The organism is Mucilaginibacter gossypiicola, assembly GCF_900110105.1.
Classification (GTDB): Bacteria; Bacteroidota; Bacteroidia; order Sphingobacteriales; family Sphingobacteriaceae; genus Mucilaginibacter; species Mucilaginibacter gossypiicola.
Window position 1 is genome coordinate 97,541 of the sequence record NZ_FOCL01000006.1, and the last position, 18,528, is coordinate 116,068.

Sequence of the window (18,528 nt, forward strand, 5' to 3'; positions counted from 1 at the left end):
GACAGGCTCAGGGTGACAGGCCTCTGCTCGTGATGTCATCCAGCTACTAACGGTTTAAAAGAAAATTTACCAAATGAAAAAAGCAGTATTTGATCATCAAGCTAAGCCAGCCATTATCAGATACTGCTTTTTTGTTTTATTACTATTGGCATCAACCCAAACCTTTGCCCAAACCCGTGGCAAGGTGGAGGTAATAAAAGACCCGCTGGTTGACTCGCTGATAGCTAAGCGTTTTTCACTAAGCGGTGCCGCCGGTACCGATGCAACAGGTGCTTCCTTTGGTTACCGGGTGCAGTTTTTCAGCGGCTCTAACCGTAAAGATGCTTACAATGCACAAAACCGGCTTCAACAACAGCATCCCGAATTGCGAACCTACATCACCTACCGCGATCCTAACTTTAAAGTAAAAGCCGGCGATTTCCGTACCCGCCTCGAAGCCGAAAAGCTGGTACAGGACCTGCGTTCGACGTTTACAAGCATATTCATCATTTCTGAAAAAATAAATCTCCCTAAAACGGATCCTAATAATGATTAAAGAGCAAATACAGGAATTATCCGCAAAAATATTCAACGAGGTAGTGGGCAACCGCCGCCACCTGCACGCTAATCCCGAGCTTTCGTTTCATGAACTGCAAACCTCGGTGTTTGTAGCCAACAAATTGGAAGAGCTTGGACTGGAATACCATAAAATGGCTGATACCGGTTTAGTAGCCTTAATTAAAGGTGAAAAACCGTCAGATGCAGGCAATGTAGTAGCTCTGCGTGCCGATATGGATGCACTTCCGATACTGGAAGCTAATGATGTTCCGTACAAATCGCAAAATCCGGGCGTGATGCATGCCTGCGGTCATGATGTGCACACTTCATCATTATTGGGCACCGCTAAAATTTTAACCGAACTGAAAAGCCAGTTTGCAGGTACCGTTAAATTGATTTTTCAACCGGCCGAAGAAAAGCTGCCCGGTGGTGCAAGCATCATGATTAAAGAAGGAGTTTTGGAAAATCCAAAACCTGCAGCTGTTTTAGGCCAGCATGTAATGCCTTTGATTGATGCAGGTAAAGTTGGTTTCCGGGCGGGTAAATATATGGCCTCAACGGATGAGCTTTACGTTACTGTTAAAGGTAAAGGCGGCCATGGTGCACAACCGCAACAAAATATTGATCCGGTAATTATCACTGCTCATATACTAACTGCTTTGCAACAGGTAGTAAGTCGTTTTGCCGATCCTAAAAGCCCGTCGGTACTGTCGTTTGGTAAGGTGATAGCTAATGGCGCTACCAACGTGATCCCTAACGAGGTTTACCTGGAAGGTACTTTCCGTACTATGGATGAAAAATGGCGCGAGGAAGCACACAAACGCATGAAGAAAATGGCCGAAGGCATTGCCGAAAGTATGGGCGGAAGCTGCGATTTTAATATCATGCGCGGTTATCCGTTCCTGATCAACGAAGAAAAACTAACCCATGCCACCCGCGGTCACGCCGAAGATTACCTGGGTAAAGAAAACGTGCTCGACCTGGATATCTGGATGGCCGCCGAAGATTTTGCTTACTATTCGCAAGCCGCCGATAGTTGTTTCTACCGCCTTGGCACCCGCAATGAAGCCCGAGGTATTACTTCTTCTGTACATACACCAACTTTTGATATTGAAGAAGATGCATTTAAAGTAAGTACCGGTTTAATGGCCTATCTGGCGGTTAAGCAATTAGGAAATTAAAAAACATGGTCATTGCGAGGAACGAAGCAATCGCGAACTCTGCAGATCGGCTCTGTATTGTATGCGATTGCCACGCTGCGCTCGCAATGACATAAAATTAAAATCATGTCATTGCGAGGAGGGACGACGAAGCAATCTCGTAGCTATGCATATCGAACAGGCATTGGCTACGAGATTGCCACGCTACGCTCGCAATGACATGCTGTAAAAAGTATTTAATGAAAAAACTACTCCTGATCCTTATCCTTACTTCTGCCAGTCTGTTCGTCAAAGCCCAGCAGATCAACCGCTTCAATCCGGATACCATCCGTACCATCGTGATTGATTCGCTGGTTGATATCCGTTCGCATAAACTTAATGCCCAGGATTTTATTGATGCTGTGTTGGCCGATACCGGCTTCTACAAAGCTTTCCAAAACATGAAGAAATTCGGCTTTACTGCTGAAAACCGAATTTTTACGTACGATAATAAGAATAAAGTAAGCGGGCGCATCTACCGCAAAATTCTGCATAGCAACGCGGCCGGTAAACATAAAATTGAATACATAGCCAAAAAGGATAGTGGCGATGTTTATAAAAAGAACGGCAAATACCAGCTGTACACTGTGGAGATGTTCGATTTTATTTTCATGAACGCCTATAATTCTGATTTTACCAAAGGCTATGCCCTGCCGGGTTCCGGCGGTAAAAACGAATCGTACAAAAGCAAACTCAAAGCGCTCATTTTCACACCAGGGCGCAAAATAAACGGCATTCCCTTCATCAGCAGTAAAACGGAAATATTCGGTGATGATATGCGCCAGTATTACTATTATGAGTTTGCGCGTGGTAAATACCTTGACACAATCCCGGTTTATCGCTTTAAGGTAAGGTGCAAACCCAGCACATCCGACAGTGATACCATGATCAAGGAAATGACCACCATATTTGATGAACGCACCTTCCAGATCCTTGGTCGTTATATCGACATGAAATTCAGCAATATGTTCTTCGATTTTAATGTGCAGATGAACATCGAACTTAATAATTTTGATGGCGAACCGCTACCCACCAAAATTACCTACCAGGGCAACTGGAACATTCCTTTCCATAAAGAAGAACGTGCCAGTTTTTTGATTGTGCATAAGGATTATAAAAAGGAGTAGAAGCCTGACTAACTAAAGCAGAAAAACCATGTCATTGCGAGCGTAGCGTGGCAATCGCACGGAAGCATGGTCGCTTTGTATAGCATGCGATTGCTTCGTGCCTCGCAATGACATCTTTTTTTAACACCTGTGGGTTTGAGACGAGCTATCTCTGGCTTTGTTAATGCTTCACCCGCCAGATCTTATTCCCTGCATCATCTGCTACCAACAATGATCCATCCTTTGCTACAGCCACCCCAACCGGGCGGCCATATACTTTTTGTTTGGCGCTATCGGCAATAAAGCCGGTTAAAAAATCTGTTATTTGGTCGGTTGGTTTATTATTACTGAAGGGAACAAAAACAACTTTATAACCTACCAGTTTTGAACTGTTCCATGAACCGTGTTGCCCGATAAAAGCTCCATTATGATATTCCTGCGGAAAGCTTGTGCCATTGTAAAATGCTAAGCCCAACGATGCTGTATGTGCGCCAAGGGCAACGTCGGGCACAATTGCTTTTTTAACCATTTCGGGATTGGGATCTTTCTGTTTCAATACCGGATCTTCATGCTGGCCAAAGTAAGCCCAGGGCCAGCCGTAAAAGCCGCCATCTTTAACGCTGGTGAGGTAATCGGGTACCAGTTGGTCGCCAAGGTCGTCGCGTTCATTGACGGCTGTATACAAAACACCTGTGCCGGGCTGAATATCAATACCCGCTGGGTTACGGAGGCCCGAGGCATAAACCCGTTCGGCGCTGCCGTCGGGATTAATCTCCAGGATATTTGCCCTGCGTTTTTCGTTGCTCATTCCATGCTCTGCAACATTGCTGCCCGATCCTACCGACACATAGATCTTGCTGCCGTTGGCGCTCAGGTGCAGGTTGCGGGTCCAGTGATTGTTATATCCGCCTGCCGGCAGATCTAATATTTTAATGCCATTGCCGCTTACCTTCATCTCGCCCATTTTATATGGATATCGCCACAAACCATCAGTATTGGCTACATAAAACCAGTCGCCGGCGATGAGCATTCCGTAAGGTTGGTTCAATCCGCTCAGGAAAACAGTTTTTGAATCGGGGAGGCCGTCTCCGTTGGTATCTTTAAATAATAAAATCTTATTGGCGCTTTTGCCAAAATGCTGGGATTTGCTTATGCCTATAATATCGGCACCAATCTTTTTTAACCCGGTAACTTCGGTGTTAGCCTCAGATACAAAAACATCACCGTTTGATGCTACAAAAACATCACCGTTTGATGCTACATAAATATTGCGCGGGTTATCCAGCCCATCAGCATACAAACTCACCGAAAAGCCTGCTGGTGCAACAGGGGTTTTGCCCTTAGGCCAGCCAATAACATCGCAGTAGTTTTTGACGGCTTTTGTTTCATATGGAGCGGGCAACCTAACTTCCTGCCGGCTTTTATTGATAACGGTATCCTCATTATTATAGTTAGCAGGTTTTTTGTGCTTACAGGCCGTAAGTACAGCACCAATAATAAAAAGAAATATGAGGAGCTTATTTTTCATATTAGGGGGCTTTTGTATACTAATAGTTAACTTTTGAGATGCCGGGATTGTTTGGGATAAGTGATTGTTTTGCAGTGTGTAATATATTAATAGCTAAACCGGTTTTTATGCATGGGCATTGCCAAAAAAATATATTTTTGGTAGTTCGATGTTTATATTCCTCAACCGTTTAATGCCTTTTAATACAATTAAATTATTTCTGGTGGTCTTGTTTGCGTTTGCTTGTGTGCAAGTTAAGGCACAATCGGTTGTTTGTAACGGTAGCCTTGGCGATCCGGTATTTAAACTTGATTTTGGATCAGGGCAGGGATATGGAGCCCCTTTGGGAAGTGCTATAACTGATTTTACCTATGTACAAGCTTGTCCTGAAGATGGTCAGTACACTATTGTAAATACAACAAATATCAATGTTAATAATGGCTTTGGTAATTGCCATCCGGAAGGATGGCAGGTTGTAACTCACGATCATACAGGCAATACTAATGGGTACATGATGCTTGTTAATGCTTCGCAAGACCCAAAGAAATTTTTTACTTATAAAATTAGTGCAGGGACGCTCTGTCAAAACACCAAGTATGAATTTTCAGCGTGGGTTTTTAATCTGATATTTCAGGCACATGCAGGTCCTGGCGTTCATGAGCCTGATATTACTTTTATAATAACTAATGCCAACGGCGAAAAAACTACGTATGATACCGGCGAAATTCCCGCGAGCAGCGACCCCGAAGATTGGCGCCGGTATGGCATGTTGTTTTCAACCGGTTCTGGTAATAACGAAATTACCATTGAGATGATCAATAACGCACCCGGCCTAAATGGGAACGATTTGATGCTTGACGATATAGAGTTCAGGCCTTGTGGCCCCACGATGCCTGTTGGATTTACTAACGTTGATGATAATGCCACAAAAGATGTATGTTTTGGTGAATCGAAAAATTTTACCCTCGTCTCAAATGTCGGGAATGACTATACGGACACGAGGTTGCAATGGCAAAAACAGAACGCAACCGGTACCTGGGAAGACCTTCCCGGAAAAACCGATCGTCAACTTGATGTTTCTATTCAGGGCAACACACCTGTAGGTGTTTATGAATACAGGCTTGCCGCTGCCGAAGGAAATAACATTAATTCGCCAACGTGCCGCACCTATTCGCAGGCACTTACCATAAACGTCGATGCATATTTGGACAAACCTTCTATTAGTGCCCCACCGGTATGTGAAGGTGATGCGCTTACGCTTACGGCCAATGCGCCCGGAGCGGTGAGTTATGAATGGACCGGGCCTGGCGTTACCGCTGATAACAAAGCTCAAAATCCGTTAGTAATTGACAATGCCACTGTTGCCGCTAACGGTGATTATCAGGTTAAGGTTTTTTCGGCAGGCGATTGCTCTACTCCATCCGACAAAGTAAGGGCCACGGTTAACTTAAAACCCGTTATACCTGTTATTACCCCTGCTCCAATTTGTAAGGGTAGCATAACCATTCTTAATGAAACTACGCCTAACGCCAAAAGCTATAGCTGGTTGCCGGTTACCGGGTTATCTGACCCAACTTCGGGAAGCCCCGCTGCCAAGCCGGCCGAGACCACTACTTATACAGTAACAGTAACCAGTAATGAGGGCTGTATAGCCACCCAAACGGTAACCGTTACAGTTAAACCTGCCCCCGAGGTAAGTATAAACCCACAAAAAAAGATTTTTGAAGGGCAATCGGTAGTGCTGGATGCCCAGGCAAGCAATGCCGACACTTATTTATGGAGTCCTGCCGATGGGCTTGACGACCCTACCAAGCAGAACCCTGTTGCCAGCCCTACCGATGATATTACCTACACGCTGAAAGCTACATCAGGCATCGGTTGCGGATCTGCCTTTACCTCGGTTTTTGTAAGGGTTTACAAAAAAATTGTTATACCCACCACGTTTTCGCCTAATGGAGATGGCTTAAATGATAACTGGGATATTGAGGCGCTATCAACTTACCCGCAATGCTCACTAAATGTTTTTAACCGGAACGGACAAAAAGTGTATGCTTCCACAGGTTATGACAAACCCTGGAATGGTGCCTATAAAGGATATGTTTTGCCCTCCGGTACTTATTACTACGTGATTGATCTTAAAAGTGGCGCACCACTTTTATCTGGTTGGGTGCTTATTGTACATTGATGAGGCTTCGTGGTTAATGCACAGTTATAAATGCTAAGAGGCTGTTTAAAAACGATAGTTTTTGAATGTAGAGACGCATAATTGCGCCTTTCGCTTGCAATTTACGGCAGCAGAGGCGCTTTTGAAATCGGCTTGTCCTCCGGGAGACGCAATTATGCGTCTCTGCAAAAATACTTTCTCTCATTTTTAAACAGCTTCTAAACAATCCGATTTGTGACTTCCGACTTAGACTATCGACTTAATTTATAAAACTGACCGTTGACTGCTGCCTGAATAAGAGTGGTTGAACATACTTTTGATGTTTTAAGTGTTGATCCGGTCATGCACGTGCGTTTTCCCCCGATTTTTTTACTGTGGATGTTATTTTTTATGACTGCCAATGCGCAAAGTATGGATTGTACCGGTAAGCTGGGGCATTGGTTATTCAGGGAAGACTTTGGCTCGGGTACCGGACACGGCCCTGCATTGCCCCCAGGCGTTACCAACATGGCTTATACACCCTATTGCCCGGCCGATGGATTTTATACGCTGGTTAATACCTCAGAAGGTTGTGCCGAAGAGTCATGGCATAAGGTAACACATGACCATACCGGCAATAATAATGGCTATATGATGATGATCAACGCATCAAACGAGCCAAGTACCTTTTACACCCGTATGGTGCCATCTCTTTGTCCTGCTACAACCTATGAGTTTTCGGCCTATATCCTTAACCTGCTTAAAAATACCGTAGTTGGGCCAACGGTACAGCAGCCGGATATTCTTTTTTCTATCGAAACAACAACCGGCGAAGTACTTGAAACACTGCGTACAGGGCCAATTGCCGCAAGCGCAGGGCCGGTATGGAAGAAGTATAAGCTGGCTTTTAAAACGCCGGATAATGTAAGCAGCCTTGTTTTAAAAATAAGCAACAATGCCCCCGGCGGTCCGGGTAATGATTTGTTGCTTGATGATATCGAATTTATAACAAGCGCGCCTAAGTTAACCATCCCCACTGCATTTTCACCTAACGGAGATGGGGTTAATGATGTGTGGAATGTTATCAATCTTGATGCTTATACCGATTGTGTTTTGACTATTTATGATCGCGGCGGTGCAGTGGTTTTTAAAAGCATAGGCTATAACACCCCCTGGAACGGTACCCGCAGCGGCGTACCCCTTGACACCGGGACTTATTACTATGTAATTGACTTCAAGAATGAGATTCCAAGGGTATCGGGCTGGGTGTTTTTGATTAGATAGATGGGGATTGCGTTGGATTAGAGTTAATAATATCGACCGCAGGCTCAATATATGTTTTGCAATTATGTTTCGCAGGGGAGCGTTAGTGATAGCAGCGGATACCGGCCTTGTGGCTTTAGCCCAATGTCATTAAGTTAAGGGATTGACAGGTTGCACCAGAGCTGCAAAAGGATTGTAGAAATAAGAGTTTTGTTTTTCTTAGTTTGCCAGAGGTACAAAACTCCGGTGTTCCGTGCCTCTGGCACGGTTATTTTTCGGTATATGATATTGCTACAAACCTGTTCCCCCTCTGGGGGATTTTTCTTAACTTAATAACATTTGGCTAATGCCTGTGCAGTATGAGCACGGGCCGCAGGCAACGCCCATATTTACAAGGCAGGTTAAAGAAATGTGATTAATAATCAATAGCTTACAATTGCGTCAATATAAACGAAGCGTGGCGATCTCGCAGCCCGCACATGTCCGCTCTGTATAGCATGCGATTGCTTCGTTCCTCGCAATGACATGTTTTTTAAGGTGCAATCCCCAATCAAAACTTAATGATCTTATCTATCTGCTCGTTTACGAACTTTATAGTGTCGGCCTTAAACAGGTTTCCTTCTTCGTCAAATTCTTTATGTATGGCTGCAATATGTAGTTTTAGCGCCATGATGTTCAGGTGCAGGTAATGGCAAACGCCCGTGAAATGGTCAACGCCGCGAATGTTGCCGTATTTGCCCGATGATAAGCCAACCAAAGCAGCTTTTTTATCATAAAAACTTTCGGGGAAACTGCAGGCATCAATAAAAACCTTGAGTACGCCCGGAAAGCTGCCATTGTATTCGGGGATAAGAAAAATAAATTTATCAGTATTGGTAACTACTTGCTGTATAACCTCAAATTCGGCGCTGCGTTTGTTATACAGGTCGGTTTCAATAATATTAGGCGGTAGTTGTGCAAGCGATAAAATACCTGCTTCCACGCCTTTTTCGCGCAGTTTTTGCTGGTAAACATGCGCAAGCTTAAGCGTTGAGCTCCCGGGCCTGTTGGTTGATGATATTATGGTTATCATTTATTATTTGTAAATTGCTGAATGATTTAATTAGTGCTATAGCCGCTGTTTTCCTGGTAATTTTTTGCAAATGAACACTTTAATTATAAGTATGATTTGCACAATAATATTACCAACATTGCTAAGCTGATAGTTAATTAATCGATCAATTTTGTTTGTAAATAGGCAAAAGCTGTGGAATTCTGCATTATTTAATTCCGTATCTTTATCACCGGATAAAAACTTTACGAAAGTAGAAATTTCTGTTTCTATTTAACGTTGTTATAAATCACAGAACTATAAATTTTTTTAAACTATAGAATGAGTAAAATTATTGCTTTAGCCAACCAGAAAGGCGGCGTAGGGAAAACTACATCATCTATAAATCTGGCTGCAAGTTTAGCTGTATTAGATTATAAAACTTTGTTGGTTGATGCCGATCCGCAGGCCAATTCAACTTCGGGCATTGGCTTCGATCCCCGTAATATAAAAAATAGTATCTACGAATGTATCATCAACGAGGTTGATCCTCATGATGCCATTCAGAAAACTGAAACCCCTAATCTTGACTTATTACCTGCACATATTGACCTGGTAGGTGCTGAAATTGAAATGATCAATTTAACCGGCCGCGAGTTTAAAATGAAACAGGTATTTGACAAGGTGCGCGACGAATATGATTTTATTATTATCGATTGCTCACCTTCATTAGGTTTGATCACCATTAACGCCTTAACTGCTGCCGACTCGGTAATTGTACCTGTACAGTGCGAGTATTTTGCGTTAGAGGGCTTGGGTAAATTATTAAATACTATCAAAATTGTTCAGTCGCGCCTTAACCCGCAGCTGGAGATTGAAGGTATTTTGTTAACCATGTACGATGTGCGTTTACGCCTGAGCAACCAGGTGGTTGACGAGGTTAAAACTCACTTTGAAGACATGGTTTTTGATACCATTATACAACGTAATACCCGTTTAAGCGAGGCGCCAAGCTTTGGCGTGTCGGTAATTATGCATGATGCTACATGTAAGGGTGCAATAAATTATTTGAACCTTGCCCGCGAAATTTTGGAAAAAAACGGGTTGGTTAAAGGTGAACAGGCAACAGCTACAGCAACAGTATAGTAAATGAGTGGTGAAAAGAGAAATGCCCTGGGCAAGGGACTGAGTGCGCTATTAAACGACACGCCTAACGTACAGCCATACCAAAACAGAAATAAAGAAACTGCAAGCCCTGCCGAGGTAAATGACATTGGCTCGGTTAATGAAATAAAACTGGCCGAAATTGAGGTTAACCCGTTTCAGCCCCGTACCGATTTTGACGAACAGGCACTAACAGAGCTTTCGGAGTCGATCAAACTACAGGGTTTAATTCAGCCAATAACACTCAGGAAATTAGGCGCGCATAAATACCAGTTAATATCGGGTGAGCGTCGTTTTCGTGCATCAAAACTGGCTGGTTTAACCCAGATCCCGGCTTATGTGCGTACCGCCAATGATCAGCAAATGCTGGAGATGGCACTCATTGAAAACATTCAGCGCGAAAACCTGAATGCTATTGAGGTTGCCCTGAGCTTTCAGCGTATGATTGAGGAGTGTAACCTGAAGCAGGAAGAACTGGGCGACAGGGTGAGCAAAAACCGTTCAACAGTTACCAATTACCTGCGCCTGTTAAGGCTGCCTCCGGTTATCCAGGCTTCTATTCGCGATGGGGAGCTTACTATGGGCCATGCCAAAGCTATTTTAACGCTAACCGATCCTGCAAAACAATTATTTATACATCAGCATATTATAAAGGAAGGTTTATCCGTTCGTAAGGTTGAAGAACTGGTGAGAGAGATGCAAAAGTCGCCGGTAAAAAAAGAGGGCAAACAGCCCGAGCCGGTATCATACCAGTTACAAAAGATCCAGGATGACCTGGCTTCAAAATTTAGTACAAGGGTAAAACTAAAAGTAGGCAGCCGCGGAAGCGGTGTTATTGAGATCCCTTTCCTGTCGGAAGATGACCTTGGCCGCATCCTTGAAATGCTTGATTGGTAATTGTTAATTTAAAAAATGTATAAATTCCTGTTTTTTTTAAGTGTATTCGCTTTTTTTATTTCTGCCGCACAGGCTCAAATAGTTGATAGTACGGAGAATAAAAAAAGTGATACGCTGAAAGTAAAGCATCCTGTTAAAACCCCTTCAGGTTCATTTGCCCCAAAGATCGATCCTGCCAAAGAAAAGATCTATCACCCGGATAGCACGCATATCCCGCATAAAGCAGTAATACATTCATTGATGGTACCGGGCTGGGGACAGGTATATAACCACAGATGGTGGAAAGTGCCGCTAATTTATGGTGGCTTAGGTCTGTTAACTTCGGCCATTATTTATAATCAGCATTATTATCACGAGTATTTAATATTATCGAGATACCGTCAGGGCAACCCGCCCAATCCCGGCGATCCGTATTATAATGAATATTACCTTTATAAGGACGTGCCCGATGCCAACCTGAGCGATGCGCGTGAAAACTCAAGGCGTAACCGCGATTTAAGCATCTTTGGCTTTTTAGCCGTATGGGGTATCCAGGCTATTGATGCTTATATCGATGCCAAGTTTATCCATTCATATACGGTTGATAACAACCTGTCGTTCAAGGTGACTCCCGGTTTAATTAATCAGCCGGTGTATGCACAGGGTGCTAATAATGCTTATATTCCGGGTTTAAAAGTTACCTTTACGTTTTAATAAGGAAAACCACAATACCTGAAATGAAGATAGCACTACTTGGCTACGGAAAAATGGGCAAAATCATTGAAAAGATAGCCCTTAGCCGCAAGCACGAAATTGTACTTACCATTGATCATGAAACCCTTCATGACCTTACGCCCGAAAACCTGCAAAAAGCAGATGTTGTAATTGAATTTACTACGCCGGCATCGGTATTATCAAATATCGAACATTGCTTTAATGCCAATGTTCCTGTTGTTATTGGTACAACGGGCTGGTACGAGAAACTGCCGGAAGTAAAGCAGCAATGTATTGACGGGAATAAATCATTATTGTGGGCTTCAAACTTTAGTGTTGGTGTTAATGTGTTTTTCCACGTGAATAAGCTGCTGGCTAAAGTGATGAACAAGTATCCTTATTATGAGGTACAGGTTGAAGAAATTCACCATACGCAAAAAATGGATTCACCAAGCGGCACGGCCATAACCATTGCCGAAGGTATCATAAACAATACCGATACCAAAAACGAGTGGGTTAACGTATTAACTACTGATGATAAGGATGATGATGCTAACGTTGCCCCAAATCAATTGCTCATTGAATCGTTAAGGATTGACAGCGTACCGGGCACTCACACCGTTATTTATGACTCGGAGGTGGATAGCATTGAATTTAAGCATACTGCGCATAACCGTAATGGCTTTGCTTTAGGCGCTGTACTGGCTGCCGAATGGCTTCACGATAAAAAAGGCTTTTATTCGGTTGAAGCCATGTTTGATTTTAACAGCTAATAGCTTTAATATAAATGGCAATAGCGGGCTATATTGGGTTTTACATCATGATAAGCCCGCTATTGGTTTTAATACTGGCAGGATACTGGAAACTTTTTGAGAAGGCCGGTCGCCCGGGCTGGGAAGCGCTCATACCGGTGTATCACCTTTATATTATGCTCAAGTTGAGCCAGCGGCCGCTCTGGTTGCTTTTGCTGCTTTTAATACCGGGCATAAACTTCATTATAAGCATCGGCATCCTCATTGATTTTATTAAGTCGTTCGGGAAAGTTGGTATAGGGCAAATTACCATGTCTGTACTGCTGCCTTTTATATTTATTCCTAAATGGGGCTTTGATAAAAGTACCCGCTATGTTGGGCCATCGGCAAGTGATGACTTCAGGGAGAAATACCGCGATCTCAGTAAATCGCCCGTACGGGAATGGACAGAAGCCATTCTTTTCGCTGTAATAGCGGCAACCGTTATCCGCGGGCTTTTCCTGGAGGCTTTCACTATCCCTTCATCATCTATGGAAAGTTCATTAATGGTTGGCGACTTTTTATTTGTAAGCAAGATCAATTACGGTGCCCGCCTGCCTATGACCCCGATAGCATTTCCGTTTGCACATCATACTATGCCGCTTACGGGTACTAAAGCCTATTGGGATGGGATAAAGCTGCCTTATTACCGCTTGCCCGGTTTTAGCGAAGTTAAAAAAGGTGATGCCGTGGTGTTTAATTATCCTATGGATGCCGATTCGCCGTTTTATCGACCGGTTGATAAGCAGGAAAATTATATAAAACGCTGCCAGGGCACCCCCGGCGATACCATTAAACTGGAGTATGGCCAGGTGTATGTAAATAACCAGCCTATGCCAGTTCCGCGAAATGGAGAAATGGAGTATCGTATACGTACAGACGGTTCGGTAAAAGGATTTGACCCCGGTACGCGCTATAACCTGCATATGGAAGATCTCCAGCAGTTTACAAGGGTTGATTTTACAGCGAATATGACAGCGCAATCGGTCGAAAAGCTGAAGGCCTATCCTTTTGCTAAAACAGTGAAGCCCGACATCAAATTAAGGGGCGTGTATGATCCGGAAGTTTTTCCGCACGACCCGCACTTTAGATGGAACGAAGATAACCTGGGGCCAATCATTATTCCGCGAAAGGGCTGGACAGTGAAGCTGGATAGCTTGACCATGCCTTTTTATCAGCGTGCTATTGAGGTGTATGAAAATAACAAGGTGCAGGTTAAAGGCAATGAGATATTGATTAACGGCACTAAGGCCGATAGTTATACCTTTAAAATGGATTACTATTGGATGATGGGCGATAATAGGCACAACTCCGAAGATTCGCGTTTTTGGGGCTTTGTTCCCGAAGATCACATTGTTGGCAAGGCGGTTTTTGTATGGATGAGCTGGGATGCCAACGCGCCGTCATGGTGTAAGATCAGATGGGATAAGGTGTTTAGGCGGATTGATTAGGAAGATGTGCAGATTTCAGATGTGCAGATGAAGGAGGATGTGCGGATGTGAAGATTTCAGATGTGCAGATGAGGAAGGATGTGCGGATGTGCAGATTTCAGATGTGCAGATGGGGGAAGATTTGGGGATGTCAGATGTGCAAATGATTAGGAATGGGTGCGAATGAATGGTTTGATTGGCATCTTTTAATTATTATTGGGGAGCGTAACATATAACGTGTAACATATATCTTATACATAAAATATAAACATTAAAAAATCTGCACATTTGCACATCTGAAATCTGCACATTTAAAATAATTTGCACATCAAGAACATGAACTGGAAATTCTGGAAAAAGAAAGATTCAACTAAAGTAAAGAAGAAAAAAAGTGCGCTTCGTGAATGGGGCGATGCTATCATATTTGCAGTAATAGCCGCTACCCTTATCCGTACGCTGTTTATCGAAGCCTATGTTATTCCCAGCGGTTCGATGGAAAATTCGCTTTTAATTGGCGATTACCTGTTTGTAAGTAAAGTGAATTACGGAGCAAGGATGCCAATAACGCCTGTTTCATTTCCTTTTATGCACCATACTACGCCTTGGGGAACTCAAGCTTACTGGGGCGGAATAAAATTGCCTTATTACCGCCTGCCCGGATTAAGTGATATAAAGAAACAGGATATCGTGGTTTTTAATGCACCAATCGAGGCCGATTCACCTTATTTCAGGCCGGTTGATAAACGCGAAAACATTATCAAACGTTGCCAGGGCACCCCGGGCGATACATTGAGCGTTGTTAATGCGCAGGTGTACATTAACGGTAAGGCTGCGCCAAATCCCGAAAGAGGAAAAGAAGGTTATTTTGTTGAAACTAATGGGCAGGAATTTAACCCCGCCATTTTAAATGAACTCAAGATAGAGATCAGGGGGAACACCGGCAATCGTTATGAAATGATGATGGCAAAGGAATCGGCCGCTACTTTGAAAACTTATTCAAATGTAAAATCGGTAGTGCCCGCAGTAACACTCAGAGGTACCAGCGATCCGCTGAACCCGGTTTTCCCTGCCAAGTATCCGCGCTATAAGATCACGCCTAACTTCCCGGATTTTAAATGGAACGTTGACAACTACGGCCCTATCATTATCCCTAAAAAAGGCTGGACTGTTAAATTAGATAGCCTTACTTTCCCGGTTTATGGCCGTGCCATTGAGATTTATGAAAATAATAAAGTAAATGTTGTAGGTAAGGATATCATGATTAACGGAAAAAAAGCCGATACTTATACCTTTAAGCTCAACTACTATTTTATGATGGGTGATAACCGCCATAACTCGGAAGATTCGCGCTTTTGGGGTTTTGTTCCGGAAGATCACGTAGTAGGCAAGGCATTATTTACCTGGATGAGTATTGATAGTACAGCCACTTTCTTTGGTAAAATAAGGTGGAACAGACTATTCAGGGGCATACATTAATTGAAAATATAAAAACACTGAAGTGAACGTTGTAGGATTTGTAATTGCATTTATTATTTTAATCATATTGCCTTACGTAGGCTTATGGAAGTTATTTGAAAAGGCCGGCAGACCGGGTTGGGAAGCTATAATTCCGCTCTACAATTTTTATATAATGATCAAATTAAGCGGAAGGCCTGGCTGGTGGTTTGTATTGTTACTTATACCGGGGTTGGGCTTTCTTGTTGCCTTGGGTATAACAATTGATTTTATTAAGTCTTACGGCAAGTTTACGTTTGCCGAACATTGTGCAGGTGTTGCACTGCAATTTATCTACCTGCCAAAATGGGGTTTTGATAAGGATACCAAATACTTAGGCCAGTCGGCCAGTCCGGAGTTCAGGGCTAAGTACAAGATCGCCTTAAAGAAAACCCAGGCACGTGAGTGGGCTGATGCCATCATTTTTGCGGTGATTGCAGCAACGCTGATCCGTACGCTGTTTATTGAGGCGTATGTAATCCCCAGTGCATCGATGGAAAGCTCGTTGCTTATTGGCGATTACTTGTTTGTAAGTAAAGTGAACTACGGTGCACGTTTACCTATGACTCCAGTTGCATTTCCTTTTGCACATCATACCATGCCGCTAATTAACACCAAGGCATATTGGGATGGCCTTGAGTTGCCATATTACCGTTTGCCTGGTTTAAGTGATGTAAAAAAAGGCGATGTGGTAGTTTTTAACTATCCTATGGATGCCGATTCGCCATATTTCAGACCTGTTGATAAACGCGAAAACTATATTAAACGCTGCCAGGGCACTCCCGGCGATACTTTGAGTGTTGTTAACGCACAGGTATTTATAAACAGCAAAGCCGCTATTACGCCGCCAAATGGAGAAATTACCTATGATGTTAAAACGGATGGCAATGAGCTTAACCCGCAAATAGCCACTGATTTACACTTATCTGATATCTCATCGATAAATAACACCGAATTTGTTACCAATACTACTGAGGAGTCGGCAAAAGCACTGAGGGGATATTCAAACATCAAATCAGTTACACCGAGATTAACACCAGGGGGAGCTTCTGATCCTATGAACCCGGTTTATCCTGCCATTTTCTCCAATTACAAAATAGGGGCAAACATTCCTGATTATAAATGGAACGTTGACAATTTTGGCCCTATCATTGTGCCTAAAAAAGGCTGGACAGTAAAGTTGGATAGTTTAACCTTCCCGATCTATGGCCGCGCTATCGCTGTGTATGAAGGTAATAAAGTAGAAGTAAGCGGTAAAGACATCCTGATCAACGGACAGAAAGCCGATAGCTATACTTTTAAAATGAACTATTATTTTATGATGGGCGATAACCGCCATAATTCAGAAGATTCACGTTTCTGGGGCTTTGTTCCTGAAGATCATATAGTAGGTAAGGCACTATTCATTTGGATGAGTGTTGATGATAACGCTTCGTTCATTCACAAGATCCGTTGGAGCAGGTTGTTTAACCTGATTCATTAACCCCCTACCCCCCTAAAGGGGGAACATTAGCACAAGGCCTGTTTTGCGAAGCAAAACAGGCCTTGTGCTTTTAAACTAAACTTTATTTATTGCTGAACAATCTAAGAGATTTCAATAATTAATTTTTATAGTAAGTTTTTGTTTGTGTTATTAAAATATATCTTTATACTAATTTGATATATCTTTATGCCCTTAATTAAATCTGCAAGAAATTTAGATGGCAGCTATGGCCCATCTTCCAACGGATATTACTACATATCAAAGCAGGATCACAGAAGAACTGCGAAGTACAAAAAGGACAAGACGAGGTGGTGTATAGAAGAGGGCGAAGAGTATAGCGTATTTAAGCCAGCCGTAGAGGATTATAACGCATGGTTTTCAAAAGAGAATAATTGTATATTTAGTATTATTGATTCTGCGACTGTAACCCTCGGAAAGAGTGGGGAGAAGCTGGCCAAATTTCCAAATGATAGGAATGAAGGGGAGCCTTGGCACGGCTATCCTGTGTCAACCGATGAATCGCAGAATAGACCTTCATCAGATCAATTGGAATTGTTGAAAGATAAATTGCCATTACATGTAATTGTAAAAATTGAGAAAGGAACTTTATGAAGACTATTAGATTCTACATCAAAGGTGATTTTCAGGATGGGTATTTATATGGAGGACAATTATTTCTTGTTGAAAATAACGGGGAGCTTAAAACTATTCCGCTGTGGGATATTATAACTCAACATATACACCCGGGATCAGAAGAATACGATTTTTTTAAGATTATATTTTCTCAAAATAATTGGTTAAAGAATGAACAGGGGAGATCTTTTTTTTCGATAAAACAATTTAAGGAAAGTTTTGATAGACTTTGGTCTAAATATGCAAATATTGAATATTGTTTTTCGATTGATAAAATGATACCCAAGGTATTACAAAAATTAGATAGCGTTCCGGTATTTGATATGCAGATTTACGGGATGAGATTATTTATTGGAAATAGAAAGGGTTTATATGAATCGGGTTTTAGTATTAATAATGATAATTCAGTTTATTTAAACGAAGATGTCGAAAGAGTATTTGATGCTAAAACTACAAATATCTCTGCAAAAGCAGGTTCTGTAATGATTTCTTCTAATTCCGATGGGTTGTTTCACGGGCAGATGGTTGGAATTGGAAGCAGATTGAAAGTTAAACCTAAAGCTATTTCTGACAATTCCTTGAGGTCTGGTTGGAGTGGATACGATGTGTTAAATTATGAGTCACAAAAGAATTTTGACTATTTGAAAAGCGCATTTAGTAGAACTGAAGAAAGAAAATATTTATACAAAGATGAAGCCAATACAAATAAGATAAGCATTGATGACGTCGGAACTGAGGCGTATTCCTTGCACGATCTTTTGAGTAATTCACAAATAAAAGAAGAAAACATAGTATATTCTTTTAATAGTTCATCTAATTGTTTTTTCTTTTTGAATGACGGAACTTTAAAGGGGCTTTCTTTCAGAAAAGATAATAAAGACATGCCTGTGAAATTAAGTTCTACGGATTTTTTGTTACCGAAAGGAATTACTGAAAGAAATAGGGCTATAAAGCCAATTTCAACGAAAATTGTGCCTAATGGATGTGTTATTGAATATTTTGATCAGGTTATACTTATTCACAATAATAAGAGAACAGTTTTAGAAAATAATTCCGTGATTTCTATTAAAACCTATCCTGGGTCGATAAGATATAAAAACGTCATTACGATATTTGATGGAAGAGGAGTTGCTATTCATTCTATGTATCCTTTTTAAG

At 42.2% G+C, this 18,528-nt stretch carries 16 protein-coding genes; 14 read left to right on the forward strand and 2 right to left on the reverse strand.

Annotated elements, in window-relative coordinates:
• Positions 1 to 73 precede the first annotated feature (73 nt).
• The 3 genes from BMX50_RS20425 to BMX50_RS20435 all read left to right on the forward strand — a co-directional run bounded on the left by BMX50_RS20425 (position 74) and on the right by BMX50_RS20435 (position 2,863).
• Positions 74 to 535 (forward strand): SPOR domain-containing protein, encoded by a 462-nt coding sequence (locus BMX50_RS20425; protein ID WP_091212847.1) that lies wholly within the window; start codon positions 74 to 76, stop codon positions 533 to 535.
• Positions 528 to 1,718 (forward strand): M20 metallopeptidase family protein, encoded by a 1,191-nt coding sequence (locus tag BMX50_RS20430; RefSeq protein WP_091212851.1) that lies wholly within the window; start codon positions 528 to 530, stop codon positions 1,716 to 1,718. Before BMX50_RS20425 ends, BMX50_RS20430 begins: the two co-directional genes overlap by 8 nt.
• A 218-nt stretch (positions 1,719 to 1,936) precedes the next feature.
• Positions 1,937 to 2,863: a hypothetical protein gene (locus BMX50_RS20435; protein ID WP_091213751.1), complete on the forward strand. Its 927-nt coding sequence runs from the start codon at positions 1,937 to 1,939 to the stop codon at positions 2,861 to 2,863.
• A 160-nt stretch (positions 2,864 to 3,023) separates the two neighbouring features.
• Here the strand turns inward: BMX50_RS20435 and BMX50_RS20440 are convergent, their stop codons facing one another.
• Positions 3,024 to 4,370 (reverse strand): PQQ-dependent sugar dehydrogenase, encoded by a 1,347-nt coding sequence (locus BMX50_RS20440; RefSeq protein WP_091212856.1) that lies wholly within the window; start codon positions 4,368 to 4,370, stop codon positions 3,024 to 3,026.
• A 172-nt stretch (positions 4,371 to 4,542) separates the two neighbouring features.
• On the opposite strand from BMX50_RS20440, the gene BMX50_RS20445 reads away from it, so the two are divergent.
• Positions 4,543 to 6,534, forward strand: a complete 1,992-nt coding sequence (locus BMX50_RS20445; protein WP_167668040.1) for a T9SS type B sorting domain-containing protein — start codon at positions 4,543 to 4,545, stop codon at positions 6,532 to 6,534.
• Between the two features lie 357 nt (positions 6,535 to 6,891).
• Entirely contained in the window at positions 6,892 to 7,776 is an 885-nt protein-coding gene (locus BMX50_RS20450; protein ID WP_167668042.1) for a T9SS type B sorting domain-containing protein, read from the forward strand.
• 529 nt (positions 7,777 to 8,305) lie between these two features.
• Here the strand turns inward: BMX50_RS20450 and BMX50_RS20455 are convergent.
• Complete coding sequence (locus tag BMX50_RS20455; protein WP_091212867.1) at positions 8,306 to 8,827, reverse strand: NADPH-dependent FMN reductase; 522 nt, start codon at positions 8,825 to 8,827, stop codon at positions 8,306 to 8,308.
• 300 nt (positions 8,828 to 9,127) lie between these two features.
• Between BMX50_RS20455 and BMX50_RS20460 the strand changes: the two genes are divergently transcribed.
• The 9 genes from BMX50_RS20460 to BMX50_RS20500 all read left to right on the forward strand — a co-directional run bounded on the left by BMX50_RS20460 (position 9,128) and on the right by BMX50_RS20500 (position 18,527).
• Positions 9,128 to 9,931 carry a ParA family protein gene (locus BMX50_RS20460; protein ID WP_091212871.1) on the forward strand — a complete coding sequence of 268 codons (804 nt, stop codon included), beginning with the start codon at positions 9,128 to 9,130 and terminating at the stop codon, positions 9,929 to 9,931.
• Between the two features lie 3 nt (positions 9,932 to 9,934).
• A complete protein-coding gene (locus BMX50_RS20465) occupies positions 9,935 to 10,846 on the forward strand; it encodes a ParB/RepB/Spo0J family partition protein (protein ID WP_091212874.1) in 912 nt (303 codons plus the stop codon).
• A gap of 15 nt (positions 10,847 to 10,861) precedes the next feature.
• Positions 10,862 to 11,539: a DUF5683 domain-containing protein gene (locus BMX50_RS20470; protein WP_091212877.1), complete on the forward strand. Its 678-nt coding sequence runs from the start codon at positions 10,862 to 10,864 to the stop codon at positions 11,537 to 11,539.
• Positions 11,540 to 11,562: 23 nt separating this feature from the next.
• Positions 11,563 to 12,312, forward strand: a complete 750-nt coding sequence (gene dapB, locus BMX50_RS20475) for a 4-hydroxy-tetrahydrodipicolinate reductase (protein WP_091212880.1) — start codon at positions 11,563 to 11,565, stop codon at positions 12,310 to 12,312.
• Between the two features lie 14 nt (positions 12,313 to 12,326).
• On the forward strand, positions 12,327 to 13,781 hold the full coding sequence (gene lepB, locus BMX50_RS20480; RefSeq protein WP_091212883.1) for a signal peptidase I: 1,455 nt from the start codon (positions 12,327 to 12,329) through the stop codon (positions 13,779 to 13,781).
• 315 nt (positions 13,782 to 14,096) lie between these two features.
• Complete coding sequence (gene lepB / locus BMX50_RS20485) at positions 14,097 to 15,236, forward strand: signal peptidase I (RefSeq protein ID WP_091212888.1); 1,140 nt, start codon at positions 14,097 to 14,099, stop codon at positions 15,234 to 15,236.
• A 22-nt stretch (positions 15,237 to 15,258) separates the two neighbouring features.
• Positions 15,259 to 16,737 (forward strand): signal peptidase I, encoded by a 1,479-nt coding sequence (gene lepB, locus BMX50_RS20490; RefSeq protein WP_262494044.1) that lies wholly within the window; start codon positions 15,259 to 15,261, stop codon positions 16,735 to 16,737.
• A gap of 186 nt (positions 16,738 to 16,923) precedes the next feature.
• Positions 16,924 to 17,349 carry a hypothetical protein gene (locus tag BMX50_RS20495; protein ID WP_091212891.1) on the forward strand — a complete coding sequence of 142 codons (426 nt, stop codon included), beginning with the start codon at positions 16,924 to 16,926 and terminating at the stop codon, positions 17,347 to 17,349.
• A complete protein-coding gene (locus tag BMX50_RS20500) occupies positions 17,346 to 18,527 on the forward strand; it encodes a hypothetical protein (protein WP_091212894.1) in 1,182 nt (393 codons plus the stop codon). The genes BMX50_RS20495 and BMX50_RS20500 overlap by 4 nt, the downstream gene beginning before the upstream one ends.
• Position 18,528 lies beyond the last annotated feature (1 nt).

Coding starts and splice junctions, on each gene's coding strand:
- BMX50_RS20435 (WP_091213751.1), top strand. CDS start 1,937: ATGAAAAAACTACTCCTGATCCTTATCCTTACTTCTGCCAGTCTGTTC.
- dapB (WP_091212880.1), top strand. CDS start 11,563: ATGAAGATAGCACTACTTGGCTACGGAAAAATGGGCAAAATCATTGAA.
- lepB (WP_091212883.1), top strand. CDS start 12,327: ATGGCAATAGCGGGCTATATTGGGTTTTACATCATGATAAGCCCGCTA.
- BMX50_RS20425 (WP_091212847.1), top strand. CDS start 74: ATGAAAAAAGCAGTATTTGATCATCAAGCTAAGCCAGCCATTATCAGA.
- BMX50_RS20470 (WP_091212877.1), top strand. CDS start 10,862: ATGTATAAATTCCTGTTTTTTTTAAGTGTATTCGCTTTTTTTATTTCT.
- BMX50_RS20460 (WP_091212871.1), top strand. CDS start 9,128: ATGAGTAAAATTATTGCTTTAGCCAACCAGAAAGGCGGCGTAGGGAAA.
- BMX50_RS20450 (WP_167668042.1), top strand. CDS start 6,892: ATGTTATTTTTTATGACTGCCAATGCGCAAAGTATGGATTGTACCGGT.
- BMX50_RS20440 (WP_091212856.1), bottom strand. CDS start 4,370: ATGAAAAATAAGCTCCTCATATTTCTTTTTATTATTGGTGCTGTACTT.
- BMX50_RS20495 (WP_091212891.1), top strand. CDS start 16,924: ATGCCCTTAATTAAATCTGCAAGAAATTTAGATGGCAGCTATGGCCCA.
- lepB (WP_091212888.1), top strand. CDS start 14,097: ATGAACTGGAAATTCTGGAAAAAGAAAGATTCAACTAAAGTAAAGAAG.
- BMX50_RS20500 (WP_091212894.1), top strand. CDS start 17,346: ATGAAGACTATTAGATTCTACATCAAAGGTGATTTTCAGGATGGGTAT.
- BMX50_RS20455 (WP_091212867.1), bottom strand. CDS start 8,827: ATGATAACCATAATATCATCAACCAACAGGCCCGGGAGCTCAACGCTT.
- BMX50_RS20430 (WP_091212851.1), top strand. CDS start 528: ATGATTAAAGAGCAAATACAGGAATTATCCGCAAAAATATTCAACGAG.
- BMX50_RS20465 (WP_091212874.1), top strand. CDS start 9,935: ATGAGTGGTGAAAAGAGAAATGCCCTGGGCAAGGGACTGAGTGCGCTA.
- BMX50_RS20445 (WP_167668040.1), top strand. CDS start 4,543: ATGCCTTTTAATACAATTAAATTATTTCTGGTGGTCTTGTTTGCGTTT.